This is a genomic window from uncultured Oscillibacter sp. (assembly GCF_910587525.1).
Lineage (GTDB): Bacteria > Bacillota > Clostridia > Oscillospirales > Oscillospiraceae > Oscillibacter.
Window position 1 is genome coordinate 1 of record NZ_CAJULS010000035.1, and the last position, 17,996, is coordinate 17,996.

Sequence of the window (17,996 nt, forward strand, 5' to 3'; positions counted from 1 at the left end):
GCAGCTTGACGCTACGCCGACCCTCGCTTAAAATGTTTTCTTACGTCACCGCCCCATTAGCGGACGCCTCTTTTTCAGCACGATGTCCCCAGACTCTCCACAGCCCGGCGGATATCCCCGGAGAGGTACAGTGACCCCAGGGCGCAGACAGCCCCGAAACGCCCGGCGGCCTCCACGGCGGCCCAAACTCCCTCCTCCGCCGTTTGGCAGGCCTGGGCGGGAACACCCCGCTCCGCCAGCAGCCGCGCCAGCTCCTCCGCCCCCATAGACCGGGAGCTCTCAGGCCGGAGGGTGAACACCCGCTCCGCCAAAGGGACCAGCAGATCCAGCATCCGCTCCACGTCCTTGTCCGCCAGGAGGCCCACCAGGAACACCATCTTCCACTCCGGAAACAGCGCCCGCAGGCTCTCCAGTGCAGCGGCCATACCGTGGACATTGTGGGCTCCGTCCAGCAGGAAGAAGGGTTCTCTACGCAAAAGTTCAAACCGTCCCGGCCAGCGGACTTCCGCCAGTCCCCGCCGGATGGCGTCCCCGTCAACAGCCCAACCCTTCCGGCCCAAAATCTCCAGAGCCGTAATGGCCGCGGCGGCATTCCGGGGCTGATAGCACCCCGCCAGGGGGATATACAAATCCCTGTAGGGCTCGAAATCAAACACCGTCTCCTCCAGAGTTGAGACACAGACGTGAAGACGCGAGAAATCCACCTCAGTGAGATCCGCGCCCCGCTCCCTGCAGGTCCGGCGGAACACCACGTCTGCCTCCGGACACCCGCCATAGCTGACAACGTCCCCGCCGGATTTGATGATCCCAGCTTTAGCGGCAGCCACATCCGCCTGGGTTGGCCCCAGCAGGGCCACGTGGTCCATGCCCATGGCGGTGATTACGGCAGCCTCCGGCACATCGATGACGTTGGAGGCATCCAGTGCGCCGCCAAGGCCCACTTCCAGCACGGAGATATCACAGTTCTTCCGGCGGAAGTACAGCAGGGCAATGGCAGTTATCAGCTCAAACTCCGTAGGGTGCTCCGGCATGGCCTCTGCGGCAGGCCGGATCTCCTCCACCAGTCCCGCCAGCTCCCCGTCAGAGATCATTTCCCCATTCACCTGAATACGTTCATGGAAGGTTATGAGATAGGGAGATGTATTCAGGCCCACCCGGTATCCCGCCGCCTGCAGCACGGAAGAGATACAGGCGCAGGTGCTGCCCTTGCCGTTGGTACCCGCCACATGGACGAGCTTCTGCCCCTTCTGCGGCTCTCCCAAGGCCCGGAGCAGGGCCCGCATACGGTCCAGCCCCAGAGCATGATCCTGCCACTGGAAGGAATGAATATAGGCGATGGCCTCCTGCCCAGTCACGGTACCTCCCTCCCCTATGCCCGGGCCAGCCCTTGGCGGCGAAGGAGTCCCGCCATAGGCAGAGCCGCGGTGGCGACAATCACGGCGATCAGCACACCGGAGCCCAAGCGGTACAGCAGCTCGCCAAAGACATAGGCTTTCGAGTAATAGTGGTAAATCCACGCGTCCGCCGCAATGACGGCGGTGTTGGTAAGGGTGGTGCACAGCGCACCCAAAACACAGACGGCATATCCCAGTATGGGGCGGCACTCCAGAGGCCGTTCCGTACGCTGGCAGGCCAGGGCCGCGGCCCCAATAACCACTCCCCGCACCGCCGGTGGAATCAGCCACAGAGCTGTTGTGGCAGTGATGCCGTAGCCGCCAATCAGCTGATTGATAAACTCCCCCAGCAGGGCCGTCAGGGCGGACTCCATGGGGCCAAAGAGCAGTGCTGACACCACTACCGGCAAAGAGGCGAAGGTGATGCGGAGATTGCCTGCCTTGATGGCAATGGTGTTGTTCAGCAGCACATAAAGCGCCGCCAGCATGGCGATGCGGCACAGGGCCCGGGTGTTGAGTTTGGACATAAAAATACCTCCTTCTGATACGGCAGTACGCCGCACAGAGGAGTCCCCCTCATGCGGCAGCGGGATGCGGAACACACACTGCGGACAAACCTGAATGGTCTGCCCTTTCGTCCGGAAAGCAACTCCCCGTCTTCCCGGCACTGCGGACGGCTTTTGCCGTCTGTTGACACATGCGTTCCTACTCTGCCTGATAGAACCCTATTATACAGACTTTTTTAAAAATAGCAAGAGGAGATATCAGAGGGAGTGTCCAACCACGCAGTTAAAGGAATCCAAAGATTGAAAGGGCGGCAGCAGAAGCGGATTTGGGGGCAGTACCGGCCTTCTGCACCGTGTACATGATCCTGCAATATCTTGGATTTTGGACACATCCATTCACGCCTCTGCTCCGTTCAGCCAGTCCTCTACCACTTCCCGGGCCGTGGCGGGCGTAACGCCGCCCTGCATCAGGATCTCCAGAAGCGACTGAATCCGCCTCTGGGAAGTGGTGATATCCGGCACCGTCTCCGTCTCGTCCCCATAGCGTATCTGGAGACCGTAGCGCTCTATCCCTGCCGCCTCCTCCGCCATCAGATAATAGCGCACCGCCGTTCCACAGCACTCCGACTGACCAAACCAAATTTTCCGCACACAACGACCTCTTTTCAGCAAAAAATACAGCCCTGTTTGAAACATGCGAAATACTCAGCGGTCAAAAAATCCGGTTCCGGGTATTTCGGCATTTTTCAAGCAGGGCCATTGCCAGTATACCACCATTTATTTGTTGTTTTTTATCGAATTATGTCGTTTTCTGGATTTTTCGTAAATAATAGGGGCTTCGTTTCCTGCTGCCCGTTGCCGCCCTGGAGCAAAGCCTCCAGCTCCTCCCGGTCATAGAGCAGATTCAGCGCTTCCAAAAGGCCGTTTGCGGTCAGATGTTCCGGCAGATCCAGCTGCCTCAGCAGAGCCTGCCGCCGGGCGGCGCTGTCCTGCCCGCCGGTGAGCCCCAGCTCAAAGAGGTCTGCCTTGGTCAACCGCTCTTTGCCGGGCACCTTTGCCGTTTCATCCAGGAAGGTAGCCCCCGCCCGGCGGAGGGCCTCCAGCAGCACCTCCGGACGCATGCCCTCTACTCCCAGCTTACCCTCCTTGCCGGGGCAGCGCTTGCGGCGCTCCTTTCCCCGGATATCTGGGATATACGCCTGTTTGACCCGGTCCTTCGGCAGGGTACCCTTGAGGTAGTTCCGGATCACAAAGCCCGCACTGTCGCTGTCCGTCAGGACGATCAGTCCCTGCTTCTCCGCCAGGCGGCGGAGAAAGGTCAGCTTCTCCCGGTCATTGAACACGGAGAAGCCGCCCAGAGTGATAATCGTTGCCTCCACCGCTTGGGAGAGCGTGTTCTTGTCATACCGCCCCTCTACCACGATGACCTCTTTGATCCTCCTCATCTCCGCGCCGCCCCCAGACGCACCAGCAGCAGTTTCAGCTCTCCCGCCGCGTCCACGCCCTTCTCGCTCTTCATCCGGCGGTCCAGAGTCTGGCACATCCGTACCGCATCCGCACACCACTCCGCAGTGGCCCGCCGGGCAGCGGACAGCAAGAGCTTTGCCGGGTAATCCGACCGCATATCCCACAGCTCCATGAGCCAGCGCTTGCCGCGCCCGCTGTCGATAGCCAGCCGGGCGGTGTAGATACGCCGCAGCTGCCCGCCCAGAGCCGCCAGAATTACAATGGGTTCTGTCTGCATTTTCAGAAGGTCTCCCAGAATGGCGGACGCCCGGTCATAGTCCCCCTGGAGCACCGCATCGGACAGCCGGAACACCTCCGCCGACAGCACCGGGTCCGCCACGGCGTCGATGTCCGCCTTGGTGATGGACTTCCCCTTGGCATAGGCCCCGATCTTGGCGATCTCCGGCACCAGACCCGTCATCAGCCCGCCGCAGGTGAAAACCAGATACTCCGCCGTCTGGCGGTCGATGTCCTTCCCCAGCGCCCGGAAGCGGCGGGCGATCCACGCCTCCAAATCGCTGCCGCTGGCGGGTCGGAACTCCACCGCCTCCACATGGCTGTCAATGGCCTTACAGAGCTTTTTCATCGTCCTGTTGGGTTTGTACTCCAGTGTGTCGTACAAAAACACCACACAGCAGTAGGGCGGGATATCCTCCAGCAGGGCAATGAGTTTGTCCCGCTGTTCCTCACCCAGTTTGAAAATGTCAAAGTCCACCGCCACCAGCAGCGTCCGCTCCGCCATCATGGGCATGGCCTCCGCCATCTCGGTCAGTGTCTGGACGTTCACATCCTTCCCCTCCGCCCGATGGTAGTTGAACTCCTCAAATCCGGCCGGGATCAGCTCTTTCCGCAGGGCCTCCAGATAATACTCCCGGAGGTAACTCTCCTCGCCATAAAAAATGTAGGCGCAGCCCAGGGTCCCCGCAGAGAGGTCCCCCTTCAATTTTTGAAACGCCCCGCCGCTGCCGGACGCCTTTTTTCCATAGGCCATGGTCATTTCTCCCGATTCAATGATAGATGGATGGTTCCGTGGAGGTCCGTGCGAAAAACGGTGCAGCCCTGCCGGGCCAGCCGCTCCAGCGCCTCCTCCGCAGGGTGCCCGTAGGAATTATTTCCCACGCTGACGCAGACCGTCTCCGGCCGGAGAGCCTCCAGCAACTCCTCCGATGTGGAGTACCTGGAGCCGTGGTGGCCGGCCACCAGGACCTCGATATCCGGCAGATCGTACGCCGCCAGGAGCTTCCGCTCCGTGGCCCGGTCCATATCGCCGGTGACCAGAAGATCCAGCTCCCCGGCAGAGGCCAGAACTGACAGCCCTTCATCGTTGTCTCCGCCCTCCCCCACCGGCGGATAAACAGCCAACGCCGCTCCGCCCAGAGCAATGCTCCGAAGCTCCCCCGGAAACTCAACCGATGCGCCGGACGCTTCCGCGGCGGAGAGCACCGCCTCCCGCAGTCCCGCGCTGTCCGATACGTCCGGTGCCAGCAGGGTCTGTACGCCCATGCGCTCCGTCAAGGCGGCGACGCCGGAGACATGGTCTTGATCGTAATGGGTCAGAATGAGATAGTCCAGCCTTTTGCAGCCCAGAGACGACAGATAGTCCGCCGCCATATCCCCGGCGCTGAGCCAGCTGTTCCCGCTGCCGCAGTCCACCAGGGCAAAGCGCCCCTCCGAGGCCAGCAGGACACACTGTCCCTGACCCACGTCCAAAACGAAAACGTCCAGATCTGCCTGGCACCGCCGCTGGCCCAGCTTTACCGTCACCGCCAGGGTCAGTACCGCCAGAAGGGCCGCAGCGGCGTACTTCCGGCGGCCCTTGGGCCGGAGAACGCAGGCCAGGGCAAAGAGGACATAGACGAAAATCAGCCAATATTTCAGGTAGGGGTTGGTGTAGTACAGCGCGTGATGGGGAATGTCCGCCATCAGATGGGCCGCCCGGAGAATATACCAGACAAGCGCCCTGGGCGCCAATGCCACCGCCATACCCAAAGGCGCGCAGAAAAACCCTGCCGCAGCAGACAGCAATCCCAGCATAAACCCAAGCCCCGCCGCCCACAGGCTCAGCAGGTTGCTCAAAGGCGACACCAGCACTAATCTGCCAAAATACCAGGCGGTCAGCGGCGTGGTAAACACCAGCGCACCCATGGTGGCGGAAAAGCTGGCGGCCAGAAGGCGGAAAAAACCGTCCCTCTCCCCCGCCAGCGCCCTCATCAGCTTCGGCGTCAGCCACAGAAGGCCCGCCATGGCGGCAAAGGACAGCTGCAGGCTCACCGAAGCAGCGGCAAAGGGGTTTGCCAGCAGGATCAAAAACAACGCCGCAGCCAAGGCCGTAGGAGGGTCGCTGTCGCGGCAGAACAGGGGCGCGGCCAAAAGAAACGCCAGCATGACGCAGGCGCGCACCACCGAGGGACTTCCGCCCGTGAGCAGCGCATAAAACACCAGCAGCGGCAGAACCAGAATCGCTGTGAACCGGCGGCGTTTTCCTGTCAACCCCGCCGCCAATGTCAGCAAAAATCCGCAGTGCATCCCGGAGACCGCCATGACGTGATACAGTCCCGCCTCGGACAGGGCAATGCCGTCCCCCTCGGGGAGCCCGGTCTTATCTCCAGTGAGGATGGCGGTCAAAAAACCCGCGCTGCTGTCCGGATACAGCTCCTGAATCTTCTCCGCCATGGCCCTGCCCAGCCGGACCGGCCACCAGCGGGGCGAGGAACTGGTCCCTGAGCCGTATACCGCCTCTCCACGCCCGTAGGCCAGGAGAAACACGCCCTTGGAGGTAAAACTGGTGACGTCCGTGTCCCGAATCCTCCCGGCGCTCTGGAAACGGGCTACGGCGGACACCGTCTGTCCCGGCTCCAGCTCCAGCAAGGGCCAATCCCCGTAAAACACAGCCTTTCCAAGCGGAACGCCCTCCAGCCTGACGACCGCTCTCGCGCCGTAGTCCGTCTTCTCCGCATAGCCGCACAGCGTCATGACCGCCGGTCCCTCCATGCCCGCCAGGACCTCCAGCGGCTTTTGCACCTGCCGGATATACAGCCAGTTCCACCCCAGGGCCAAGGCCAGGGCAGCGCAGGCCGCCACGCACCGGCGGCGGACCTCCCAGGGCAGCAGAAACGCTGCCCAGCCCAGTCCCAGGCACACCAGCGCCCCTGGCAGCAGCCAGTCCGGCGGCAGCAGGTACTGGGCCAGAAAGATCCCCAGGGAGAAAGCTCCGGCATAAACCGCCAGCTTTCTCATCTTCTGCGGGCAGGCGGATAGGGCGTCCGCTCATCCGTGCGGCCCAGGAGATAGTCGGTGCTGACCTTATAGTAGTCGGCCAGCTTCAAAACCGCCCAGGTCGGGACCTCCCGCTTTCCCTTCTCGTAACGCCAATAGACATTACGTCCCATGTTCAGGTATTCCGCAATTTCGATCTGCGTCTTATCATGGTCGACCCGCAAATCCTCCAGCCGTTGAAAGTGCATGATATTCACCTCAAAAAAATGCTACCAAACGGCAACATTCCCTTGGTGAATTTCATCCATACGGATTCACTTTCATTCTAATTTTATCATACGGGATAAAAAATTGAAAGAACAATATTTCACACAAGCGGAAGAACCTCGGATCCCGACCGGGCAGAAACCACACGCCGCTGCGCCCCGCCGGGGGGGAATGGAGTGCCCGCGAAAATTTGGTCAAATCAGCAGCCGGTGCCTAAATTTTAGGCACCGGCCCTTTCTTTGCCCATTGCCGTTTTCTCCCACGGATCATACACTGCATATTGTAAAGGACACGCCGGAATCTCTATCCGTCACACCGGCGGCAGTCCCTCCGGCGGTCTCAGCAGTGCATTCTGAGTAAAGCCCTGGAGGAGTCCGCAGATGGTCTCCAGAAATTCCGGCATGTCGTAGCGCATGTTCTGGTCCAGCCAATCCAGCACCAGTCCCATGCCCACACACTTGTAAAAATGGCACAACACCGGCAGCGTCTCCAGATCCGCCCCCAAAGTATCCTTCACACCCTCTGCGTAAACGCCGACAGCGTGGCCAATGAGACTGCTGAGGTGGCTCAGAAACACCTCCCGCTGCACGGAGCGGTAGATGTGAAGGATTGCCTTTTTCCGGGCGATGCACCCCTCCACCAGGGGAACCAGACAATCCTGAGGATTTCCAAAGTTGAAATGATCTTCTACGATCTCATTTACCCAGGCCTGCATGGTGGCCTCCGCCAGGGCGGGGATATCCTGATAGTGGTAATAGAAGGTGTTTCGGTTCACCTGACAGCGGTCTACGATTTCCTTGACGGTAATCCTGCTGTATGGCATCTCCTCCAGAAGCTGCCAGAAGGTCTCGTTAAGCGCCTGCTTGGTGCGGTTCATTTTCGCCCTCCTCCTTTGAAAACCAGTATAGCAAAAAATTTCCCCGCTGGCAAGGTGCCGCGGTTTTGATTATCTTATCTTTATTTTGGAGTGATTCAACATGAAGCGTTCTCCCGGAACCGGCCCGCGCGCCCTGGCTCTCTGCCTTGCCGGTGCCCTGACAGCCTCCCTGGCCCTTCCCGCCGCGGCGGCGGAGCCCATTGGCGACAATGTGACCCCCACTTATGACGAGGCCTATTACGCCACCTTGGACTACTACGGCAACCTGACGGAGGGCAGCGTGGTGAAGAGCTACACCCTTAACGGCGCCACGGCCCTGACGGACTGCGGGACCTACGACCAGGTGGTGAATCTCACCGACGGCACCCTCCCGGTGACCCGGAACGGCGTCACGGAATTCCGGTTCGACCAGGCCCCCTCCCACTTCTACTTCGAGGGCCGGACGGCGGAGCCCTTCCAAAATCTGCCCTGGACCCTCTCCATCTCCTATACGCTCAACGGCGTGGCAGTCCGGGCAGAGGACCTGGCAGGCAGGACCGGCGTGGTGGAGATCACCGTGGACGCCATCCCCAATGAAAACGCCAGCGACTACGCCCGGTACAACTACACCCTGGAAGCCATGGCCATGTTCAACCAGGACGATATTCTGTCCCTGGAAGCCCCGGGGGCTCAGGTACAGCTCATCGGCAACCTGAGGGCGGTGCTGTTCATCGCCCTGCCGGGGGAGGAGCAGCACTTTGTCATCCGGGTGGGGTCGGAGGACTTCTCCTTTTCCGGTATAACCTTTTTGATGGTCCCCGCCACTCTCAGCCAGCTGCAGGAAATCGCAAAGCTGTCCCAGCGGAAAGACGAGCTGGAGGAGGATTACGATGCCCTCTCCGGCAGTCTGGACACCCTGCTGGACTCTTTCACGGACCTGGGCAGCAGCCTGCGGGACACCGCCAGCGGCTTAGATGAGCTGAACCGGGCCAGAAACACCATCTCCTCCGGCAAGGACCAGATCTACCAGGACGGCGACAGGGTGCTGGCCGACCTGAGGCGGCTGAACGGCTCCCTGAACACACTCCCCGGCCACCTGACCGGCACCGGAGACGCGGTGGACGATGTCACCGGCGCCCTCTCCGGCGTGGCGGACGCCGCCGTGGGCCTGCAGGGCAGTCTGGACGACGTGAATAACAGCCTGCGGGACCTGCAGCGGGACATCCGGGACATCCGCAGCGGCACCGGCAGCATGGAGGATCACCTCGACCAGCTGGGCGCGGATCTGAAGTCCCTTCAGGACAGTCTCCAAGAGCTGGAGGAGCTGCTGAAGGCTCTGGACATCCAGATCAGCGGCGGCATCATCTCCGAGATCCCGGAGAATGTCCGGCAGCATATCAAGGTCCAGGGCCAGAAGCTCTCGGATATCCTGACCCAGGTCCAGGCCCTGGAGACCGTGTGGGCCAGCGTGGCGAAGGACGCAGAGGGAAACCCCGCGGAGACAATTACATACCCCCAGTTCCAAATTGCCGCCCTGCTGGCCTCCAAGAGCGCAGCCAGCGCTGCGGAGGCCCAGGTGCTGCTGAGCCAGGTGCAGGCTGTGGACAGCGGCATTGCCCAGATACAGGCACTGATGCCCGGACTGACGGCGGAGCAGGCTCTTCAACACCTGGTAACCGCAGGCAGTCTGACCCAGGATCAAGCGGAGACATATGCCTCTGCAAAGCCAAAATTGGTCCTGATGAAACAGGTCTACGCCGCCGTCACCGGCGGCGCAGACCGCCCCATGGATAAGGCGGGCTTCTTTACCGCCATGCTGATGCTGAATGACATCAACAAACTCCCGGCGGACCAGCAGACGCCGGAAAATATTTCCAAAATCCTGGCAAAAAAGGCACTGTATGCTCAGACGGGAAAGACCCTGGCCCAGCTGAACCAGGATCATGACACCACCAAGCTCACAGGACTCCTGGAAAACCTGGAAAAACTGCTGGGTGATCTGGGCGGGGGCGGCCTCGCCGGGGATCTGGGCAGCCTTGTGGGAAAAACCGACACCACCATGGGCCATCTGGACGGCCTGGCGGATGTGGGCCGGGACATTTTGGACCAGGTGGATGATCTCCTGACGGAGGTCCGGGATCTGGACGACACCATCAACCGCCATGTCCCTGGTCTTCACGATACTCTAGAAGACACCCGGACGCTGGTGGAGGACATGGTGGTCACTGTGGATGACACCACCGGCTTTCTCACCTCCTTCCGCCAGCTGGCCAGGGACTCCGGCTCTCAGCTGGACCAGGGCACCCAGCAGAGTCTCACCGGCCTTGCCGCCAGCCTGCGGAAAACCGCCCACAGTGTGGACGCCACCGGCGACGTTCGAAGTGCCAAGGAGAAGATCGACGAAATCATCGAGGACACCTGGACAGAGTATACCGGCGAGGTGAACAACCTCCTGCTGATGGATGCTGGGGCCCCGGCGGTGTCCCTGACCTCTGAGGAGAACCCCTCTCCCGTCAGCGTACAGGTGCTCATCCGCTCCCAGGAGATCAAGGCGGAGGACGCAGTCCAGGAGGCTCCGGCCGGAGTCCAGGCCGAGTCGACCACTTTCTGGGGCCGGGTCACCCAGATGTTCCGGGACTTCTGGTCCGCCATCACGGGTATTTTTCGCTGACAACGCGATTTCTGAGAATGGACGGTGTTTTTCTTGCTTGACAAAATCGCCTGCCTGCTGACCCGGAAACCGAAACTGGTGGCTCTGGTTTCCGCTGCGCTGCTAATCCCCGCCGCCCTGGGATACCTGGGTACCCGGGTCAATTACGATATCCTCACCTACCTGCCTCAGGACCTGGAGTCCGCCCAGGGGGAGCGGCTGCTGGAGGAGCCCTTCCACATGGCCGCCACCAGCATGCTCATTGTGGAGGGGATGCCCGCCGCATACACCAATGACCTCATCAACGCCATCAAAAACGTGCCCAACGTCTCCAACGCCGTGTGGCTGTCCAACACCGTGGGCATCCAGATTCCCATCGACTTCATTCCAGCCGGGCTGCGGGACATGTTCTACGCCGGCGACGCCACTATGATGATCATCCAGTACGACAAGTCCGGCGCGGACCAGGAGACCATGGAGGCCATCGACGCTATCCGCGCCATTTGCAACGAGAAATGCTTCCTGGCCGGATTCTCCGTGGTCATCAAGGACACCAAGGACTTGGTGGACCGGGAACTGCCCATCTACGTGGGGTTGGCCGTGGCGCTGTCTCTGGCGGCCATGTCACTGACCATGGAGTCCGTGGTACTGCCCTTCGTGTTTCTCGCCAGCATCGGCATGGCCATCGTCTACAACTTCGGAACCAACATCTTTCTGGGGGAGATCTCCTACATCACCCAAGCCATCGCCGCTGTGCTGCAGCTGGGCGTCACCATGGACTACTCTATTTTCCTCTACCACCGCTACAAGGAGGAGCAGGCCCACTGGGACGACAGGCGGGACGCCATGGCCAAGGCCATCGTGGCTGCCTTCACCTCCCTCTCCGGCTCCAGCCTCACCACCATCGCGGGTTTTCTGGCTCTGTGCTTCATGCGGCTGACTCTGGGCCGGGATATCGGTATCGTCATGGCCAAAGGTGTAGTGCTGGGCGTCGCTACCGTGGTACTGGTGCTGCCTGCGCTGCTGCTGCTCTTTGACAAGCAGATCGAAAGGCACAAACACAAGAGCCTTCTGCCGGATTTCGCCAAGCTCAACCACGCGGTGATTCGCCGCCGGAGATGGATGATGGCCCTGTTCCTGCTTCTCTTCCTCCCGGCGGTGTACGCCCAGTCCCATACTGGGGTTTACTACAAGCTAGACGAGGCCCTGCCCCAGGACATGGCCTCCATTGTGGCCAACAACAAACTGAAAGACGAGTTCGATATGGCCGGGTCCCACTTCATCCTCCTGCGGGACGATATCCCCGCTACCGGCATGAACCAGCTGGAGTCCTCCATCCGGGAGATCGACGGAATCACCTCCGTTCTCTCCTACCACGCCATGCTGGGTTCTGGCTTCCCGGACTTTTTCATTCCCGAGGAGATACGGAACATGCTCAAGCAGGGGGGCTATCAGCTGCTGATGGTGAACTCCGAATACGCCACCGCCTCCGACAAAGTGTCCACCCAGCTCAAAACACTGAACGGTCTGGTAAAACAATATGACCCAGAGGCCCTCATCACCGGCGAAGCCGCCCTAACCGACGATCTGATCACCACTTCCGCCGTGGACTTCCAGGTGACCAACTACATCTCCATCGGCGCCATTTTGCTGATCGTGGCCTGGGTGTTCCGGTCCCTCTCCATGCCGGTGGTACTGGTAGCCGCTATCGAGCTGGCCATCTTCATCAACCAGGGCATCCCCTATTTCACCGGCACTGTGATCCCCTTTGTCTCCCCCACCATCATTGGCTGTGTCCAGTTAGGTGCCACGGTGGACTACGCAATCCTGCTGGCCACCCGCTTCCGGGAGGAGCTCCAGGGCGGAAAGACCGCCGTGGAGGCCACCGAGATCGCCGCCACCGCCTCCGACGGCTCCATCATCACCAGCTCTCTCGTGATGTTCTGCGCCACGCTGGGGGTGGGCCTGATCTCGGAAATCGAAATCATCAGCTCCATCTGCGTCATGCTGGCCCGGGGCGCGCTGATCTCTGCGGTGATGAGTATGTTCCTGATGCCATCTATCCTGTGTGTCTGTGAGCCGCTGATCAACAAAACCAGCCTACACTGGCGCAAGGCAAAAGCGGCAAAGAAACAGATCCTCTCCGGGGACACCTGAAACTCTGCACCTCAGCAAATTCCTTCCGCCTTCTCCCGCAGGCATTCACTCTCCAATAGAGAGCGCACAAAGGCAAAACGAGCAAAACAGCGGTATGCTGCCAAAAGGGCGGCATACCGCTGGCGCTTCACCACCGATTTCAGCGGCATGCCGTGTCCCCTGCAAGGCAGTCGAAAAAACGGTCGATAAACCGAAAATCCGGCCGCACAATTCCACGGAATTCCTTTATCCTTAAATCAGATAAAAAGGAGGGAATCCCTATGAATCAATGCGGTCATTTTGCGAAAAATCTGGAGGCTATTCGTAAAATCAAGAACGCGAACCTGACCGAGTTCTCAGAGGAATTGGATATTCCAAAATCGACCCTACAGGATATCTTGAAGGACGGAAACACCTCACTTCATACCGCCCTCCACATTGCCAAACACTTAGATGTCCCGCTGAGCACATTGACAGGCGAAACGGCCCCCGCAGAAAACCCGGATTCACTGACTGTCCTTTTGAGATACTTCGAGTGGTTTTCACTCCTGCCCAGTGAGGATCAAAAGGCGGTTACAGCCCACATCCGCGCCATCATGGAGGTGCTGCAGAAATGAGCCCGTCAACTCCGCCTGCCACGCAGCACGGATTTTCAAAGAGCTGCCGCATGATGTGAGAACAGGAGGTGCGCCGCTTGTATCAATATGAAGTGACAAAAACGAGACCCCCGTTTACCCGCTTTGAACTCTATGGCATCGTATGTATGCGGAAACAGGCTGGGAAATGGATCCCGGCAGCTGTCGTCGCCCCTTTTTCCAGCGACCGTGAGGCAGTCGCCGGGCTGGCTGAAAAGTGCACGGTCCTCCAGCTATGTCCGGAGCGTCTGATCGAGACGATCTCTGAGTTCCTTCCTCAAACAGCCATAGACAACCAGCGTCATACATATTGAGACGGAACGCTTCCAGGTCCTGCGCCCTGCGGCAGGCAGAGCATTGCGACAATTTATGCTGTGGTTTTTGGCGCCCCGGGCTTACGGCCTGCGGGGCGCCTTTTTTTGCGCGGCAAAACAAATCCGTCCAGCTGTCTTTCCACAATACCGCCATCATCGCGGAACAATCGGAAATCCGGACAAAAAACTGCCGGAAAAGCCGCAGCTTTCCCGGCAGTCTGAGAATTTTTGGCATTTGTTCCCTTTTGGAAGTCTACAGGATGACAGACCCCCCGAGAAAAAGCGTTCCCAGTCAGCCAATGTCATTGAGTTAAGGAAATTTACCCAATAATGGGGTGCAAAAATGTTTTGGATTCTAAGTGCTTAGCTGAAATCTAAGAACATTTTGATGCCCCATTATTTGGAAATTGGTCTTATCTTAATGACATTGCCAAGTCAGCCCGTTATCAGTTCGCAGGCGATTTTCAGCTCCTTGACCGTCTTGGCGGTGTAGCGCACCACCTCGCTACTGACCAGCTCCACACCGGGCAGCTGCCGGGCGGAACGCACCGCCTGATGGGTGGGCAGGCACAGATCCAGCACCAGCGTCTCCGGCACCTTTGGGACCGGCGGTGCGCCGGCGGCCAGCTGTCGGGCCACGGTCTCCTCAATTGCCTTTTCCGCCGTCTTGGGGTGGATGTTCCAGGTGGAATTTCCTTTGCAGCGCTTCACCGCCACCGTGGCGAGACCGGGGAGCTCCTCCTCCGCCATGCGGCAGATGGCCTCGTCGCCGCTGAGGAACAACGATGGAACTCCCAGCGACGCCGCATACAGGGAATTCATCGTAAACTCAGACGCCAGCTTCCCGTTGACCTTCGCCCACCGAATCTGTTCGTACTCGCTGGTATGGGCCAAAGGGCTTCCGTCACTGCCGGCAGGGGCATGATAGCCGATGTAGATCACACCGCTGAAGGTACTGTCCAGGCCCGCCATCATGGAGCCGGGGTGGCAGGCCCAGCCCCGCATCAGCTCGGTGCCCTCCGGAAGGTCCATATGCCGGATATTGCAGGCGCCGCCGTGCCCGTCCCGGACCACTGGCAGGCCGCCCGCCGCCAATACCGCCCGGCAGGCCGCCGCCGTCTCCCGCGTCATCTGCTCACAGGCCGCGTCATACCCCGCCTGACCCGTCTCAGTCTCCGACCAGAAGGTGACGTCAGTGATTCCCTCAATATCGGCACTGATAAAATACCGCTTTTCCATTCCAGCCTCCTATCACTCTTTCTCGTATTTTTCCAAAAACTCCAGCAGACCCATATATTGATTGCCGCGGACGCCCACAGTGGTTTTGGCATGGTAGAGGGAACTGATAATGGCCTCCTCTACGGCCTCCACTGCGGCCTCAAATACGCAGTCGATGTTCTCATCGTAAAACATCTTCGTGTCCCAGATGTTCCTGTCGCTGTAATGGGGCTGGTTGTTGGCGGTGGTGAAGGCGATGGCAATATCGCCGCTGCCGTTGCCGCAGTATGAGCCCACACGGCCCAGGGAGATCATGGCGCGCTTGGCCACCCGCTTGAGCTGGCGTTCGTTCAAAGGCACGTCGGTGCCGATAATAATAATGATGGAGCCGCTGTCGCGGAATTCCCGGCCGCACTCCTCGTTGCATTTCCGCGTATCGATACGGCGCCCGCCGATGACCAGATTTCCAGCCGCGCCGAATTTGCTCATGACCAGGGCGCCGGTGGTGTAAGTCCTGCCGTCCGCCTCCAGCTGTCTGGAGGCGGAGCCGATGCCGCCCTTCAGACCCAGGCACACCATACCGGTGCCGCCGCCCACAGCCCCCTCCTCAAAGTCCTCCGCTGCGCCCTGCACGGCCTGCAGCACGTGTTCCTCGGTGACATGGAGGCCGCGGATGTCGTTGAGCCGCCCGTCATTGCACTCGGTAACCAGGCAGTTCACCGTGCCGGTCTTCACACCGATGTCCGGGTTTTGCGCCATCATGTATTTCACTATGGCTGTGAGGGCGGTGCCGGTGCTCAGCGTGTTGGTCAGAATAATAGGTGACTCGATGGTGCCCAGCTCCTCGATCTGCACCAGGCCGGCGCTCTTGCCGAAGCCGTTGATTACCGCTGCTCCGGCCATGACTTTCTCCTGGAAGAGATTTCTCTCGTGCGGGAGGATTGCCGTGACGCCGGTGTTGACCTCTCCGTGCCGGATGGTGGCGTGTCCCACCTTCACCCCGGGGACATCGGTGATCAGATTGCGGGGGCCGGACTTCCATTTAAATGAAATTCCCAGTTTCCCCTCCGGGATTCCCATAGGTTTATCCTCCTTTTCACTGGACAGACTGCCCAACGGACAAACCGCCGGGCATATTTGTCCAGCGATTTTCTTATTTCTCTCCCTGCTCTTTTTTCAGCTTTATATCGAAGATGAAGTAAACCGCGGCGCCGATGACCGGAACCACCAAGCCGATAATGGAGGTAACGGGGTCCTCAATGAGGGTGTTGATCATCAGCGCGGCAAAGAGCAGTACGCTGATGACAACGGTAACTGGATAGCCCCAGGCCTTATAGGGCCGCTCCATGTTGGGGAACTTCTTGCGGTAAATGATGACTGCGACGACCACCAGCGTGTTGAACACCATACCGGAGAACACCACCAGAGACGTCAGCTGGTCCAGATTCCGCAGAAGGACCAGAATGATGCAGATGACCGCCTGCCAAATCAGGGCGTTAGTGGGAACCTGATACTTCTTGGACAGCTTCGCCTGGCTCTTGAAGAAGTGGCCTTCCACAGCCATGGCATAGTAGTAGCGGGCAAAGGCGATGATCATACCGTTGGCAGATCCCAGCATGGCAATCAGCATGGCCGCCAGAACCAGTCCGCCGCCCAGACCGCCAAAGATGCGGTTGGCTACCTCGGTTCCCAGGTACAAATTGCCCTCACCGATCATGGAGACAACCTCCGCATGGGGAATGACGCGGTAAATCGCGAAGTTAAACAGCACATAGAGAACCGTGCAGGAGCCAATGCCAATGATGAGTGCGCCAGGGAGGTTCTTGCCGGGATTCTTGATCTCCTCGGCCACAGCGTTGGCATTGGTCCATCCCTCATAGGCCCACAGGGTCGCCACCGTCGCAAAAGCGATCATGCCAATGATGCCGCCGATTCCGCCGGTATAGCCCTCGGGAATAAGACTCAGGTCTGGGGTCTGACGGCCCATGACGAGCGCTCCGATGACGATGATGGCGATGGGGACCAGCTTGGCCACCAGGGACACATTCTGCAAAAGAGCACCCAGCTTGATGCCAAAGCAGTTATAAACCGTCAGGAGAATGATCAGGGCAATGGCGATAATCTTAATCGTCATTTCGGAAAATCCGAAATATCCCTGCAGGGCGGTTGGCAGCGCAATAGCCACCGCGGAGATGGAGCCCGCGCCGCTGAGCAGCCAGCTGGTAAATCCGAACATATAGCCTACCACCGGGTGGTACGCTTTGTCAAGATACACCACCATGCCGCCTGCCGCCGGGTCGCACGCACCCAGCTCGGCAAAGCAAAGTCCGCCCAGAATGGACACCACGCCGCCGACGACCCAGCACAGCAGTGCCAGTCCCATACTCATATGCGTGCGCTCCAGTACATAGGAGCCTAGATAGAAGATCCCCGACCCCACGACGATACCAGCAATAATGCCGATGCCGCCAAAAAGGCCCATTTCGCGCTTTAAGCTGACCTGTTGCTCATTTTTGTTTTCCATAGTCTTCTCCTCTCTTCTCTACAAAACTCAGATCCCTTTTGGATGCCTCTGAGCATTCAGTATGCAAAAAATATGCCACTTTTTAAAAAGCTGTAAAGTCAGGATTCTTTCTTTATTTCCCGAAAATTTTCCATTTTAACCGAAAAATCTTTTCAAATAAATCTTATTTTATCTTGTTTTATCCTATTATTTGTGATACTATGTTTCTATAACAAAAACACTTGATCGTATGAGGTAAACATCTGTGAAAACCGCATTTATTCTTTACCAGAATGATGAAAACCATGAGGTCATCGACTTTCTGAAAAAGAGCTTTGAAGAGGTCTTCGACCAGTATATCTCCTTCACAAATATCTTTCTCAACCGCCTGGAACCCCGCGCGGCGCTGGCTGCCGATGCCTATCTGGTCTGGGAGAGCAGTATTCTCCAGGATGTCAAAGACCTGGTGGACGACTTCTCCAAGGTCATCATGGTCACCCGCAGCCCGGCCCGGGAATCTCTCAATCTGATCTCCGCCATCCCCGCGGGCACCAACGTGCTGCTGGTAAACGACTCCTATGAGACGGCCCTGGACACCGTATACGCCTTTTATGAAATCGGCATCAGCCACATCAACCTGATCCCCTACGACAGCGCCCTGACCCACACCGGCATCTACGACCAGATTACCGTGGCTGTCACCCCATCGGAGCCCCATCTGGTGCCGCCTCATATCAGGCAGCTGTGTCAACTGTGGCATGGCAGAGAAATTCCCGGTTTTTCTGTCAACAGGGA

General features: G+C 59.1%; 15 protein-coding genes, 1 pseudogene and 1 riboswitch. Of the genes and pseudogenes, 5 read left to right on the forward strand and 11 right to left on the reverse strand.

Annotated features, from left to right (window positions below; genetic code table 11):
• Positions 1–74: 74 nt before the first annotated feature.
• The 8 genes from QZ326_RS05085 to QZ326_RS05120 form a co-directional block, all read right to left on the reverse strand.
• Positions 75–1,355 carry a folylpolyglutamate synthase/dihydrofolate synthase family protein gene (locus QZ326_RS05085; protein ID WP_295742093.1) on the reverse strand — a complete coding sequence of 427 codons (1,281 nt, stop codon included), beginning with the start codon at positions 1,353–1,355 and terminating at the stop codon, positions 75–77.
• Positions 1,356–1,369: 14 nt separating this feature from the next.
• Positions 1,370–1,921 carry a folate family ECF transporter S component gene (locus QZ326_RS05090; RefSeq protein WP_295742096.1) on the reverse strand — a complete coding sequence of 184 codons (552 nt, stop codon included), beginning with the start codon at positions 1,919–1,921 and terminating at the stop codon, positions 1,370–1,372.
• 55 nt (positions 1,922–1,976) lie between these two features.
• Positions 1,977–2,109: riboswitch (THF riboswitch) on the reverse strand.
• A 187-nt stretch (positions 2,110–2,296) separates the two neighbouring features.
• Positions 2,297–2,551: a DUF6514 family protein gene (locus QZ326_RS05095; protein ID WP_295742098.1), complete on the reverse strand. Its 255-nt coding sequence runs from the start codon at positions 2,549–2,551 to the stop codon at positions 2,297–2,299.
• Positions 2,552–2,691: 140 nt separating this feature from the next.
• A complete protein-coding gene (locus tag QZ326_RS05100; protein WP_295742101.1) occupies positions 2,692–3,345 on the reverse strand; it encodes a toprim domain-containing protein in 654 nt (217 codons plus the stop codon).
• Positions 3,342–4,397 carry a DNA polymerase III subunit delta gene (gene holA / locus QZ326_RS05105; RefSeq protein ID WP_295742104.1) on the reverse strand — a complete coding sequence of 352 codons (1,056 nt, stop codon included), beginning with the start codon at positions 4,395–4,397 and terminating at the stop codon, positions 3,342–3,344. The genes QZ326_RS05100 and holA overlap by 4 nt, the downstream gene beginning before the upstream one ends.
• A gap of 2 nt (positions 4,398–4,399) precedes the next feature.
• Positions 4,400–6,643, reverse strand: a complete 2,244-nt coding sequence (locus QZ326_RS05110; protein ID WP_295742106.1) for a DNA internalization-related competence protein ComEC/Rec2 — start codon at positions 6,641–6,643, stop codon at positions 4,400–4,402.
• A complete protein-coding gene (locus tag QZ326_RS05115; protein WP_295742109.1) occupies positions 6,640–6,870 on the reverse strand; it encodes a helix-turn-helix domain-containing protein in 231 nt (76 codons plus the stop codon). Before QZ326_RS05115 ends, QZ326_RS05110 begins: the two co-directional genes overlap by 4 nt.
• Positions 6,871–7,199: 329 nt before the next feature.
• Positions 7,200–7,766: a TetR/AcrR family transcriptional regulator gene (locus tag QZ326_RS05120; RefSeq protein ID WP_295742112.1), complete on the reverse strand. Its 567-nt coding sequence runs from the start codon at positions 7,764–7,766 to the stop codon at positions 7,200–7,202.
• 100 nt (positions 7,767–7,866) lie between these two features.
• On the opposite strand from QZ326_RS05120, the gene QZ326_RS05125 reads away from it, so the two are divergent.
• The 4 genes from QZ326_RS05125 (at position 7,867) to QZ326_RS05140 (ending at position 13,480) form a co-directional block, all read left to right on the forward strand.
• A complete protein-coding gene (locus tag QZ326_RS05125) occupies positions 7,867–10,416 on the forward strand; it encodes a hypothetical protein (RefSeq protein WP_295742115.1) in 2,550 nt (849 codons plus the stop codon).
• A gap of 33 nt (positions 10,417–10,449) precedes the next feature.
• Positions 10,450–12,552 (forward strand): RND family transporter, encoded by a 2,103-nt coding sequence (locus QZ326_RS05130; RefSeq protein WP_295742118.1) that lies wholly within the window; start codon positions 10,450–10,452, stop codon positions 12,550–12,552.
• Positions 12,553–12,812: 260 nt separating this feature from the next.
• On the forward strand, positions 12,813–13,148 hold the full coding sequence (locus tag QZ326_RS05135) for a helix-turn-helix domain-containing protein (RefSeq protein ID WP_295742121.1): 336 nt from the start codon (positions 12,813–12,815) through the stop codon (positions 13,146–13,148).
• Positions 13,149–13,225: 77 nt separating this feature from the next.
• Positions 13,226–13,480 carry a hypothetical protein gene (locus tag QZ326_RS05140; RefSeq protein ID WP_295742124.1) on the forward strand — a complete coding sequence of 85 codons (255 nt, stop codon included), beginning with the start codon at positions 13,226–13,228 and terminating at the stop codon, positions 13,478–13,480.
• 435 nt (positions 13,481–13,915) lie between these two features.
• Here QZ326_RS05140 and QZ326_RS05145 read toward each other — a convergent pair whose 3' ends face one another.
• The 3 genes from QZ326_RS05145 to QZ326_RS05155 all read right to left on the reverse strand — a co-directional run bounded on the left by QZ326_RS05145 (position 13,916) and on the right by QZ326_RS05155 (position 17,222).
• Positions 13,916–14,719 (reverse strand): M55 family metallopeptidase, encoded by an 804-nt coding sequence (locus QZ326_RS05145; protein ID WP_295742127.1) that lies wholly within the window; start codon positions 14,717–14,719, stop codon positions 13,916–13,918.
• 12 nt (positions 14,720–14,731) lie between these two features.
• The gene (locus tag QZ326_RS05150) at positions 14,732–15,778 is read right to left on the reverse strand and encodes a P1 family peptidase (RefSeq protein ID WP_295742130.1); all 1,047 of its coding nucleotides are present in this window, start codon (positions 15,776–15,778) and stop codon (positions 14,732–14,734) included.
• A 73-nt stretch (positions 15,779–15,851) separates the two neighbouring features.
• Complete coding sequence (locus tag QZ326_RS05155) at positions 15,852–17,222, reverse strand: APC family permease (RefSeq protein ID WP_295742133.1); 1,371 nt, start codon at positions 17,220–17,222, stop codon at positions 15,852–15,854.
• A 244-nt stretch (positions 17,223–17,466) separates the two neighbouring features.
• Here QZ326_RS05155 and QZ326_RS05160 point away from each other — a divergent pair.
• Positions 17,467–17,996 (forward strand): annotated as a pseudogene (locus QZ326_RS05160) (hypothetical protein); the annotation flags it as partial.